Source organism: Tissierella praeacuta, from assembly GCF_040396155.1.
GTDB classification, from domain to species: domain Bacteria; phylum Bacillota; class Clostridia; order Tissierellales; family Tissierellaceae; genus Tissierella; species Tissierella praeacuta_A.
Map to the genome: position 1 here is coordinate 1 of NZ_JBEBOY010000002.1, position 12,827 is coordinate 12,827.

Below are 12,827 nucleotides of genomic sequence, written 5' to 3' on the forward strand. Positions count from 1 at the left end.
GCACGTACGGTTCTGTAGAGGAGTATGGGCGGTGACGCCTATGTTTACTCAAGGAGGAGTTACAAAAGGAAATCAATAAGTTTGAGTTAAGGGAAGAAAACTTAAATAAGGAAAAAATGAAATTAGAGGAATACTATGATTCAGTGAGCCTAATGTTTCCAGAAAGAATATTAGAGGATTTATTTGAGACAAAGAAAAGAACTGAGGAAGCTATAGATAGCTTAATTGAACAAAGAGAGATATATAAGGATATATTATCAGAACTTAGTAATGGTATAAATATATCCACATATGATTTAAAAGCTAAAGAAAATAAAATCAAGGCTTTAGAGGAGAATATAGAAGAAAAGGAAAGATATGAGATAGAATTGGCAAGAAGAGTTTCCAAACAATTATTAGAAAACTATGATGGTTCTTTACTTAATCATAGTTGGTTTACTAATAAATATAATAGTCTTATATATATAGAAGAAAAGAAGAAGAGTAATTTAGAAGATGTTCAAAGGTTCATATGGGAGAAAAGTATAGATAAACTATTAAATAAAGAAGATTATTTTATTCCAAATAAAGATATAGTCCTAATAAAAGAGGGGATAAATGGTATTGGAATCCATGCAGAAACAGGTGCTGAATATTTGAATGGATTAAATGATAAGGAGAAAGAAGAGATATTAGGATATTATCCTGGATTTCTATATTCTGTAGTTATAGCAAATGAAAGGGATTGGGAGTTAATAGATAAGAACATTGGCAGAGGATTATTTTTGAATAATATGGTACCAATTTATATTCGTTCTGAAATGAAATCAAGGGATAATTCATTTAAGGTTATCCTCGGTAAAGCCTACGAATTGGTAGAGAAATCTAGTTATGAATCTTGGAAAGCTCATATGGAAGAAGAATTTAAAGAATTGGCCGATACAGAAAATAATATAAGAAAAGATTTAAATAATATAGAAAACATAAAGCAAGAATTAATATTTATTGCCAAAAATGATACTGCTTATATATTAAATCAGAGATTAAAGGATTTTAAAAAGGATATATTAGAAATTACTGATAAAATAAAAACTTATGAGGAAGAAAAATTAAATTACGAGAATTTAATCTATAGAATCGAGAAAGAATTAAATAGAAATAATATTGAACTGGATAATATAAATTTTTCTGTTCAGAGAATTCAAGCATATATAAAGATGGTAAAGGAAGTTGAAAAAGAGAGAATAGAGATACTTAAAATTAAAGAAAATTTAAGTCAGATAAATATTGAAACTTCAAATCTTCAATATGATAATGAGAGTGTACAGGATAATCAGAATAGAGTAAGAGAGTCTTATAATGAGTGGAAAGTTAAGATTAAATATATAATAGAGGATTTAAAATCTGTTTCTAAAGATGTTGTATATGAACCTAAAATTGATTACGATTATATAAACTTTAAAATACCAGATTTTTCTGCATCTAATGATATTTTGAGAGTATTGATAAAAGAGAGGAAGGTTTTAGAAGAAGATATCCGGACTAAGAATAATAAAATTGTTAAAATAGATGCAGACATTGAATATTTAAATAAGGACATTAGTCGAAATATTAAAGAACTGATAAAATTAGATAATAATTGGATTAGATATCCTAAACTAAAACTTTCACCAAATGAGATAATTATGAAGATAGAAGAAATAAAGAAAGCCATTAAAATACTTGAAAAAGAGAGGGAAAATATAAAGTCAGTTTTAGATAGCTCACTTGGAAGCATTGGAACAATAAAGGAAGTATTTGAAACTAAAGGGAAACAAATACTAAAGGACCATAAAAGATCACCTATTATCTTAGAAATTGAAAATTTTTCTAGTGAGATAGATATTGTAAATAGGGATATAGAATCTAATAAAAAATATTTAACTCTTTGCATTGAAGAAATAGAAAAAAATAAGGATACTAAATATAGATTACAGAATAATTTAGCTAAGATAAAAACTGGATATGAGCTAGAGTGGACTAAAGGTAAGATGGATAGGATATTAAAGGAGAAGATTCAGAATAATGCAGATTTAATAGTTGATGATTGGATTCATAGATGTTTAAGTAATGAAAGGGAAATCAAGAAAACTGTAGACGAAGGAGAAAGATATAGAAGTGAGTTTATCAAAAAAATAAATATTAGGCTAGAAGAAGATAAGCTAAAGGAGCAAATTGTTTCCACAGTAAAGGAAGCAAATATCAATAATTTTAAAAATAATATAATATCCTTTAGAAGCATGAAAAGTCATTTTGAGAATGAAATCCTTACTTTGTCTAAGGATAAGGAAAAGGCTGAAAATGCTATGAAACAATGGAGTGATAGAGCATCTATATATGTAATTAGAATGATAGAGGGTTTAAAGGATATGGTAGCTAGTATGAATTATACCAATGAGCAGGATTATGTATTTCCTCTAGTTAAGCTAAAGGGAGCAGATAGACTTCCTAAGGCAGAATCTGAAATTATACATTTGTTAGAGGAATATTTTGTGGAGTCCATAACTAAGATTTTAGAAACAAATGAGAATATAGATAAGATAGATGGTAAAATATTAAATGAATTAATGGGGGATAAAGTTATATTTTCCAAGGCATTACAGGGGAGATATCCGACATTATTAGTATATAAAATGTCAGAGAAAAATGAATTTAAGTTTGCCAGACCTAGAGAAGAATATTATACAACTTGGGAAGCTATTAATAAAGGTGAGGGAGATTTACCGGAAGGCAGTGGGGGACAAACTCTTTCTGTAAATACATTTGTAATAATGATGATTATGAGTTTTAAGAAAAAGCATATTGGAAATGAAAATCCTTCTACTGTATTGATTTTAGATAATCCCTTTGGTAAGGCTTCTGCTAAGCATGTATTAGATCCGATATTTGAAATAGCAGATAAATTGAATTTCCAGCTAATATGCTTTGCGGCTCCTGAAATAATTAAAGTTGAAATAAGCGAGAGGTTTCCAATTTTTTGGGAACTAAAGATTGAGGATGGAAAGGTAATACATGGAGGGAGAATAATAAAATGATAAAGAAGTTAATTAAGTTTATCAATTCTTAATTCCTTATATTCTTTATTTTGAGCAGGATTATGTATTTCCTTTTAATTATGAAGGTCTTGTGATATAATTCTAACATGTAAGAATAATTTCTAACATAGGAGGCTGCCATGATTAAGGAATGGAGAAATAAATGGAACTCAAAAAGAGTAGAAAATATTGATAAAATTAATTTAGATGGTACAGGAGAGGTAAATGAAAAGTTTTTAAAAATAGGGATGATAAAACAAAATGAAGAAAATTTATTATATAATCTAAATATAAAGATTCAGGATTCAAATAATCAAACAGAAAGCTTAACAAGTATAATAGAAGCCCTATCAATAAAAACAGAAGAACAAATAGCATTTATATCTAAAGTAGTTGAAGAGATAGGTAATTACTCTGCTATGGCTGAAGAGCTGAATGCCAGTTCAAATACATCATATGAAACAGCAAAAAACACTCTTAGAGTAGTAGATGAAGGAAGTAAGGCTTTGTATAATACAATTCATTCAATGGATGATATAAAGCAGTCTATATCTTCTGTAATGGCAGAAATAAATGGATTAAAATCATCTACTGTTCAAATTGATAATATATTGAATATAATCAGGGATATAGCTAAACAAACTAATTTATTGTCTTTAAATGCTAGTATAGAAGCTGCTAGAGCAGGAGAGGCAGGACGAGGGTTTGCTGTTGTAGCCAATGAAGTAAAGGAATTGGCAGAGAAAAGTACAAAATCTGCAAATGACATTTCATCTATAATTAAGAATATAAATATAAATGTAGCTAGAACTATAGATGCTATAGAAAAGAGTAATGAAAAAATAATAGAAGGCTCTGAAATTGCAGAAGAATCAAATCTCTCATTTAAAAAAATTGAAATGGCTATAGAATCAATGTTAGAAACCATAGACGAAATAAATAATGCTATAACAATACAGACCAATAGTTTGGAAGAAATAGTAAGTTCTACAGATGAAATGTCAAATATATCCGAGAAGGCTATGTCCATGGTAGAGAGTGCATTGCTCAATACGCAATTTACTAAATCTGCCTTAGTAGCATTACATCAAGTAGCTAATCTATTAAATGGAATGACTAAGGAGCTAATTGGCGAGATAGATGAGCAGGAGAAAAAGGAAATTACAATAAGACATAACTTATCAGAATCTATATTTACCCTTGATCCAGCAATGGTAAATACAATGGAAAATATGAGGTTTTTAATGAATATACATACAGGATTATTGACTACAAGTGAAACTGGTGATGTACTGCCATCTTTGGCTAAGAATTGGTATGTAGAAGATGATAATCTGACTTGGATATTTAATCTTAAAAATAATGCTATATTTCATAACGGTAAGAAAATTTGCAGCAGAGATGTAAAGTATTCATTGGAAAGAATGTTATTGCCAGAACTTAAATCTCCTAATACTTGGTTTATAGATTATATAGAAGGAGCAAAGGAATATATTGATGGTAAGGCAAGAGAAGTTACTGGAATAAAAGTATTAAGTGATTATAGATTATCCATTAAACTATCAGAACCTTTTAGCGGATTTTTAATGTTTTTATCACAGATTTCTTGTGCAGTGATGGATCCAGAGGAATTAAAGAAAGGCAATATAGTAGGATGTGGTCCGTATATACTTAAAAGTTATAATGATAATATTTATAGATTAAAGGCTTTTGAAAATTACATAGGTGGAAGACCTTATTGTGATATCATGGAGATAGTGAGTAATGATGCAAAGCCTTTAAATAATTTTTTAGATAATAAATATGATTTTTATGTAGTTCAAGGTAAATCAGAGCTAGATAGATTAAAGAAGAATAAATACCTTAAAAATTTTAAGAGTACAGAATTATTGGCCACATTATATTTAGGATTTAAGATAAAAAATGAAGATTCTAGTTATACATTAAAACCAGTTAGACAGGCCATTAATCATGCTATAAATAAGAAAAGAATTATCGATGAAGTAGCAGGAAGTCTTGCATCAGAGGCAAAATGCATGATCCCTCCAGGATTAATACCATATGACCATGTTAAGGGATATGAATATAATCCTGAAAAAGCAAAGGCGATATTAAAGCAGAACAATGTAAATCTAAGTCGACCTTTAAATATTTTGTGTGGAGAGAGTATTAATCCATTATTTAAATTTGTGGAGGAGGATTTAAATAATATAGGAATTAAATGTAAGTATAATCAAGTATCAAATAAGGAATTTGCAAATTCAGCTAATTTATATAAGGGGTATGACATATATATGTATGGTTGGTATGCAGATGCAGTGGAACCTTCTTCATTTATAGAACCTTTATTTTCTCCAACTAGTGCATCTAATTTTAGTGGATATAATAATGAACAAGTTATGAGATTGCTTAAAATGGCAAAAGCCACAGTAAATCCTATGAAACGATTAGAATATTATAAAGAAATACAAAGCATAATATCTGATGATGCACCTTGTATACCTTTATATCATCCACATAATGGAGTTTGCACTCAAGATGGAATAACAAATGTAAATCTTTCCTCATTAGCTATGATTAAATTTGACAACATAATAAAAGAATAGAAGTAAAGAAAGGGACAGCTTATAATTTTCTGTCCCTTTTTCAACCTGATTTCTAACTATCTAATGATCTTAAAGTTGCATTAATTTCTCCGCCCATTATAATAACGATACTGCTTATATAAAGCCATATAAGTAGGACGATTATACCTCCCAAACTACCATAGGTTTTTCCATAATTACCAAAATTATTTACATAATAGGAAAAGATTGTAGATGTGATTATCCATCCAATAGATGTAAAAACAGCACCAGGTATTGCATGTTTAAAGCTAATTTTATGATCATTTTTAATGGATGGGACAAATCTATATAATAAAGTAAATATAAAAATCATAGAAAATAAGGATATAGTCACCCTAAAATATTTCCAAAAAGAAATAAATTTTTTGGTGATTCCTAGGAATTCAAATATTCTATTGCCTAAAACTTCACCGAAGACCAAAGTAAGGAGTACTAGAAGAAGTAATGCCAATAATGCTATAGTAAACAATACAGCTATTCCTCTTAATTCAAGATAAGTTCTAGTTTCTTCTACATCATAGGCTTTATTTAATACACGAATGAGAGCTAAGATACCTTTAGATGCAGCCCAGATACCGGTTATAGCACTTAAGGAAAGTAAAGTTTCATTACTAGTAACTATAGTTTCGATTAGCAAGGTATAGATTAGCCTTTGTGTGTCTAATGGCAATAATACTATTATGCTATGTAATACATCTTCTCTGGCAATAGATGTATAGCTTAATATATTTAGAAAAAATATAAGAAATGGAAAAGCAGATAATACCAAAAAATATGATAGCTGTGCACCTATGGCAGTGACACTATCATCCTTCATTCTAAAAATAAGTTCTTTTAAAAATTTTGCGTAATTATTATTATGTTTATTTAGCCAATTTAACAATATGTCCACCTCCTGCTATCAATGTATTATTATTTTATCATATAAATATATATTTAAACAGTATAGATGAAAGTAAAATACAGAAGTTAAGAAATAATTTGGTAAATTTTGTATAAAGAAAAGCAGAAATTTGTCGACTACTATTATAGTAGAGCTTTATTACAAAGAGCTATCTTGATTTAATATTATGGAAGGATAACCATTAAACCAAACTATGAATTAGACTACAGAACAGGAGGCGTATAGGATGAAATCAATAAAATCAAGATTAGTAATTATATTTACAGCAATTATATTTATCCTAACAGCAGGATTAGGATTTATATCAATTAAAACCATGGGTAACAGTCTTATGGAGGATGCTCATTATAATTTAAGGAGTATTGCAGAGGCAAATGCCAGATACATAGAAGCAAAGGTAAGTGAAGAAATTGAATATGTTCAAGGACTTGCTCAGAATCCAATGATAACAGATGAGGAAATCTCATTGGAAAAGAGACTTGCATTTTTAGAAAAAGAAGCAAAGAGGACAGGATATATTAGTTTTATTTTTGCAGATAAAGATGGAAATGGAAGTGAATTAAGTACCAAAGGTGCTGAATATAGAGTTGGTGATAGAGATTATTTTATAAGGGCCATGAAAGGTGAAGATGTGATATCAGATGTTATTATGAGTAAGGATACCGGTGAGCCAGTTATGGTATATGCATCACCAGTCTATGTAGGAGGAGTACAAACTGGAGTATTGCTTGGAGTGGCAGATGCTTTTGTTCTAAGTGATATTGTAGATGAAATTAAATATATGGAAACAGGCGGCGGCTATATAATTAATGGTGAAGGCACCGTTGTAGCAGATGAAGATAGAGATTTAATTGTTGAACAATTTAATTTTATAGAACGTGGTGAGGATAATAAGGAATTAGCAGAGCTTACAGAAAATGAAATGCTAAAGAGAGAAATAGGCAGTGGAGAATATAAGACTTTCACTGGAGTAGAAAAGATAGTAGGCTTTTCCCCTATTAAAGGAACTCCTTGGATAATGGTAATAGGAATTAAAGCTGATGAAGTACTAAGTGAAGTAAATAAAATGAAAGAATATTTATGTATTGCAGCTTTTATTGGAGTAGCTATAGGTGCTGTAGTTACCTATTTTGTAAGTAAAACTATTACAAAGCCTATTGTTGATGTGGCTACAAATTTACAAAAGTTATCTGAATATGATTTTTCATTTGATGAAAATAATAATATGAATAAATATTCAATGAGAAAAGATGAGATAGGAACTGCTAGTAAAGCATTAGATATAATGCAGCAGAATATAGTGGAACTCTTATCTAATATTACTCATGCATCAGAAACTGTATCGGCAACAGCTGAAGAACTAACTGCAACAGCACAGGAAACAGGGGTTGCCTCTGGTGAAGTAGCAAGGACTATTGAAGAAATTGCAAGAGGAGCAGGAGAGCAAGCACATGAAACAGAAGTTTCTGCATCTAATGTTGAAGTACTAGGAAACTTATTGGAACAAAATCAGCAATATACTATAGAATTAAATGCAGCGGCAGAAGAGATTAATAAAGAGAAAAATGAAGGTTTTATTATTCTTAAAGAGTTAATAGAAAATACTAGAAAAACTGATGAGACAACAGAAAATGTTTATAATATTATACTAGGTAATAATGAAAGTGCAGAAAAAATAGAAAGTGCCAGCACTATGATTCAAAGTATAGCGGAACAGACTAATCTATTGGCACTTAATGCTGCTATTGAAGCTGCTAGGGCAGGAGAACATGGCAGAGGATTTGCAGTTGTAGCAGAAGAGATTAGGAAGCTTGCAGAGCAATCTAACAACTTTACAAATGAAATCCAAGAAGTTATCCAAGAATTAAAGATAAGATCTGAAGATGCAGTAGAAAGCATAAAAGGAGCAAGAGAAATAACCGAATCTCAGTCAGAAAGTGTTAAACAGACAGAAGAAAAGTTTGAAATGATAGCATCTTCCATAGAAATTACAGGAGAAGTAATCAAAAAAATTACACAATCAGTAGAAACTATGGAAGAAAATAAAAATACTTTATTGGATTTGATGCAAAACTTATCATCTATTGCAGAGGAAAATGCAGCAGGAACAGAGGAGGCATCTGCTTCTATGGAAGAACAAGCTGCATCCATTGAGGAAGTAGCAAATGCTAGTCAAGAGTTAGCACATATTGCAGAAGAACTTCAATCCCTCATCGGTAAGTTTAGGATATAGATAGATAAATTAAAATAAGTATCATTTTTGGTGCCAGGCACCAAAAATGATACTTATTTATTCTAATAAATCCTTTAAAGCTGCATCAAATAGCTTTTTGAGATTTTCTTTATTTGTTGTATAGTAATACCTGTTATTTATAATACTAGGCTCAAAATTTAGTATCTCTAAATCTAATAATAGATTTAGATGATAGGAAAGTGTAGCAGTAGTTAGATTAAAATAATCTGCTAATTCTTTATTATACCACGGCCTCTTGGAGGTCATTTTTAAAATTTCAATTCTTTTTTCGTCAGATAGTGCTTTAAATAATGCTTTATAAGTATCTAGTGTTTTTCTGGATTCAAATCTATGCTCAATAGTTTGACCACAGTACATAACTAAAGTATCTTTATAGGTAAAATAGAATAAACCTACATCAATAAAGAAACTCATATATATAATAACTTTATTATGGAGCTCAATTGCTTTAGAATAATCCCCCATACCTATGGTATTTATAAAATAAATAGGGTCCTTTTTAAAAGTCTTATTGTGGAAATCCCGCCTTTTTTCCATATAACTATAAACTGTCTTCTCAAAGGGCTTATAAAACTTTTCATAAAAACTTAATAGTACTTCTCTTGCTCTGTTCTTATATTCATCTGGATGATTTTTAAAATGTAAAAAAGAGGATGCTATTTTGTCAGAATAGTTTTCATTTAAAGCAAGTTTTAATTTTTCCTCATTGTCTAATGGAGCATCAAGTTCATAATATTTATAGGCTATTTTTACCATAGTAGATGTGTCGATGGATGTTAAAGCTTCTATTAGTTCTAAAGGCTCTTTTATATCTTCCATTAGAACGAGATGAAAACAAACGTCTAATAATCTATAGATTTCATCTGTTATAAATATTATATCATTTCGTAAAAATGGGGAAATATTAGTGTCCACATATTTTAGCCATTCCTTTACCTTTTCGTTTGGAGAAAAGTCCATAATTTCTTTGGCAATATCTCTTTTAAGTTCCGGAGTGTTCCAATGGACCTGCCGTGATTTATTGATTCTATATTTTAGAACTGCTGTAATGAACTCTACCGCCTTATTGTACTGAATTTTACAGGGGAGATTAGATTCCATATTTTATCCTCCTAATAGTAGTATTAAGTCAATGATACATTATACAAAAAAATTATTCAATACTATAACGGAACATGTTAGAAGATTTTCTAACATAGTGTTAGACAATTCATTGACTTATGTTGAAAAATATTCTATACTAAAGTTAATAAAATTAATATACTTAATAACAAAAAAGGAGGATTCACAGATGAAAAATAAGAAGTTTTTAGCATTATCAATGGCGATTTTGTTAATTTTACTTACTGTAACAGGCTGTGGAGAAAAAGAAAATGTAGCAGAAACAAATGGTGAAACAAATGGTGAGGCGGCTATTGACAGTGAACAATATCTAAATCTTTATTTACTCGCAGAACCAAGTACCTTAGATTCTTCTAAAGGTTCAGATATGTATTCAAATAGAGTACTTTATAATGTATTAGAGCCGCTTGCTAGATTGGAAGAAGATGAGAATCAAAATAACTTCCTAGTACCAGCAGGAGCAGAAAGCTGGGAACATAGTGAAGATGGTACTGTATGGACATTTAAAATTAGAGAAAATACATGGTCAGATGGGGTTAAAGTAAGAGCTCAAGACTATGAATATGGTATAAAAAGATCAGTAGCTCAAGAGACAGCATCACCTTATGCGTGGATTTTGATGTCTATTAAAAATGCAGAGAAGGTAAATAGTGGGAAACTTACAGTTGATGAGCTAGGAGTTAAATCTTTAGATGATAATACTCTTGAAATAACTTTAGAGTCAGCAACTCCATATTTTGAGCAATTAACTTATCAAAGAGTAATGTACCCTCAAAGACAAGATATAGTTGAAGCACAAGGAGATAAATATGGTTCAGAATTCGATACCTTAGTATATAATGGACCATTTACTTTAACATCTTGGGTTCATAATAGTGAATTGCTTTTAACTAAGAACGATAATTATTGGGATAAAGATACTGTTAAATTACAAAATGTAAATCTGAAGATTATTTCAGATCAAAATGCTATTTACAACTCCCTAGCAAATGGTTCCTTTGATTCAGCAATGGTTAATAAGGGAGAATGGAAAGATAAGTTCATGAAAGATGAGAACTTAAATCATATAGAAATAATTTATCCAAGTATTAACTTCATGTTATTCAATACTCAAGATAAGGTATTTAAAAATGCAAATATAAGAAAAGCTTTTACAATAGCTTTAAACAGAGAAGAATTAGCTGATACTGTATTCTATGGAGTACCTGCTCCAGCTTATGGTTGGGTACCACCAAGTATAAATATAGGTGATGACGAATATAGACAAGTAGCAGAATCACCAATTAAGAAATTAGCTGATGAAAATAAAGATCCTAAAGCACTTTTAATCAAAGGGTTAGAAGAATTAGGAATGGATACAGACCCATCCAAATTAACAGTAAAGATTTCCTTAGGCGGAACAGATCAATGGTTCAGAACTTATGGAGAATATCTACAACAAACTTATATTAAAACATTGGGAATTAATTTCCAAGTTGAGCAAATGGAATGGCCAGTATTTGATGGTAATGTAAAAAAAGGAGATTTCCAAATTGGTTATATGCAGTGGGGGGCAGATTTCAATGACCCAATTAATATGCTAAACTTATTTAAATCAGATGCACCAGCTATAGGTACTGGCTGGGCAAATGAAAGATTTGATGAACTTATAACTTTAGCTTCTTCAGAGATGGATAGTGCTAAACGTTTAGAGTACTTTAAAGAAGCAGAAAATATATTATTATATGAAGAGGCAGTAGTAGCTCCAGTAGTATATCCAAGAGACCATGTATTTAGATATAAATATGTTCATGATTTACAAGTTACTCCATTTGGTACCCAAGGATATAAATATAGCTTTACTCAAGGCAGATAGTTTAAATTTATATAGCAGTCCATAGACATGTCTATAGACTGCTATATTGCTAAATAAGCAAAGGAGGAAGATTATGGGTAAGTATATAATGAAAAGAATTGGATATATGATTCTTACTCTATGGGTTGTTGTAACTATTACTTTTTTCTTGATGCATAGTATACCAGGAGATCCCTTAGCTCATATGGCTAAGAATTTGCCAGAACAAATTAAGTTAAATTATTATCAAAAATATGGATTGGATAAACCTGTTATAGTTCAATACGGAACATTTCTGAAAAATTTAATTACAAAGGGAAATTTAGGGGAATCTCTAAGATATCCAGGTAGGTCAGTTACAGAAACTGTACTAACAAATGCAAAGGTATCAGGTAGACTAGGCTTCCAAGCAATAGCCATAGGTATTACTATAGGTATTACTCTTGGAGTAATTGCTGCTTTAAATAGAAACAAATGGCCAGATTATTTAGTTATGTTTATAGCAATTTTAGGTATTACTGTTCCAGTATTTATTATTGCTGCACTTTTGCAATATACATTATCGGTTAAGTTTGAGCTTTTACCAACTACTGGCTGGGGCAAATTTAAGCATACTATTCTTCCTACAATAGCTATGTGTTTTAGTTCCATAGCCACATATGGAAGATATATGCGTTCAAATGTGTTAGAAGTATTAAATCAAGACTATATTCTTACAGCTCAGGCAAAAGGTGTAAGTCCTTTTAATGTTGTAAGAAAACATGTACTTAGAAATGCAATACTTCCTGCTATTACCATACTTGGACCACAAATTGCAGGAATATTTACAGGTTCTTTTGTTATTGAAAGGATATTTGGTATTCCAGGATTAGGCTCATATTATATTACTTCCATTAATGATAGAGATTATACTATGATTATTGGAACCACAGTTTTCTATGCAGCATTATTTGTAGTAGCTCAATTAGCAGTAGACTTACTTTATGGTGTTGCAGACCCTAGAATTAGAGTTTCAAAAAATAGCAAATAGGAG

The 12,827-nt window shown here is 30.2% G+C and carries 7 protein-coding genes; 5 read left to right on the forward strand and 2 right to left on the reverse strand.

What is annotated here, in order from left to right; all coding sequences use genetic code 11:
* Positions 1–116: 116 nt before the first annotated feature.
* Both ABWP20_RS01235 and ABWP20_RS01240 read left to right on the forward strand, forming a co-directional pair.
* The gene (locus tag ABWP20_RS01235) at positions 117–3,053 is read left to right on the forward strand and encodes a ligand-binding sensor domain-containing protein (RefSeq protein WP_353092942.1); all 2,937 of its coding nucleotides are present in this window, start codon (positions 117–119) and stop codon (positions 3,051–3,053) included.
* 140 nt (positions 3,054–3,193) lie between these two features.
* Positions 3,194–5,659, forward strand: a complete 2,466-nt coding sequence (locus tag ABWP20_RS01240; protein WP_353092944.1) for an ABC transporter substrate-binding protein — start codon at positions 3,194–3,196, stop codon at positions 5,657–5,659.
* Between the two features lie 52 nt (positions 5,660–5,711).
* Here the strand turns inward: ABWP20_RS01240 and ABWP20_RS01245 are convergent, their stop codons facing one another.
* Positions 5,712–6,563: a YihY/virulence factor BrkB family protein gene (locus ABWP20_RS01245; protein WP_353092946.1), complete on the reverse strand. Its 852-nt coding sequence runs from the start codon at positions 6,561–6,563 to the stop codon at positions 5,712–5,714.
* 247 nt (positions 6,564–6,810) lie between these two features.
* On the opposite strand from ABWP20_RS01245, the gene ABWP20_RS01250 reads away from it, so the two are divergent.
* A complete protein-coding gene (locus ABWP20_RS01250; RefSeq protein WP_353092948.1) occupies positions 6,811–8,817 on the forward strand; it encodes a methyl-accepting chemotaxis protein in 2,007 nt (668 codons plus the stop codon).
* Between the two features lie 57 nt (positions 8,818–8,874).
* Here the strand turns inward: ABWP20_RS01250 and ABWP20_RS01255 are convergent, their stop codons facing one another.
* Positions 8,875–9,939 carry an ArsR family transcriptional regulator gene (locus ABWP20_RS01255; RefSeq protein ID WP_353092950.1) on the reverse strand — a complete coding sequence of 355 codons (1,065 nt, stop codon included), beginning with the start codon at positions 9,937–9,939 and terminating at the stop codon, positions 8,875–8,877.
* Positions 9,940–10,129: 190 nt separating this feature from the next.
* On the opposite strand from ABWP20_RS01255, the gene ABWP20_RS01260 reads away from it, so the two are divergent.
* The gene (locus tag ABWP20_RS01260; RefSeq protein ID WP_353092952.1) at positions 10,130–11,815 is read left to right on the forward strand and encodes a peptide ABC transporter substrate-binding protein; all 1,686 of its coding nucleotides are present in this window, start codon (positions 10,130–10,132) and stop codon (positions 11,813–11,815) included.
* A gap of 73 nt (positions 11,816–11,888) precedes the next feature.
* On the forward strand, positions 11,889–12,824 hold the full coding sequence (locus ABWP20_RS01265; RefSeq protein WP_353092954.1) for an ABC transporter permease: 936 nt from the start codon (positions 11,889–11,891) through the stop codon (positions 12,822–12,824).
* The last annotated feature ends 3 nt before the right edge of the window (positions 12,825–12,827 follow it).

What these genes read in the sequence shown, in the direction of transcription:
- ABWP20_RS01240 (WP_353092944.1), top strand. Translation starts at nt 3,194, where the DNA reads ATGATTAAGGAATGGAGAAATAAATGGAACTCAAAAAGAGTAGAAAAT.
- ABWP20_RS01265 (WP_353092954.1), top strand. Translation starts at nt 11,889, where the DNA reads ATGGGTAAGTATATAATGAAAAGAATTGGATATATGATTCTTACTCTA.
- ABWP20_RS01260 (WP_353092952.1), top strand. Translation starts at nt 10,130, where the DNA reads ATGAAAAATAAGAAGTTTTTAGCATTATCAATGGCGATTTTGTTAATT.
- ABWP20_RS01255 (WP_353092950.1), bottom strand. Translation starts at nt 9,939, where the DNA reads ATGGAATCTAATCTCCCCTGTAAAATTCAGTACAATAAGGCGGTAGAG.
- ABWP20_RS01235 (WP_353092942.1), top strand. Translation starts at nt 117, where the DNA reads ATGAAATTAGAGGAATACTATGATTCAGTGAGCCTAATGTTTCCAGAA.
- ABWP20_RS01250 (WP_353092948.1), top strand. Translation starts at nt 6,811, where the DNA reads ATGAAATCAATAAAATCAAGATTAGTAATTATATTTACAGCAATTATA.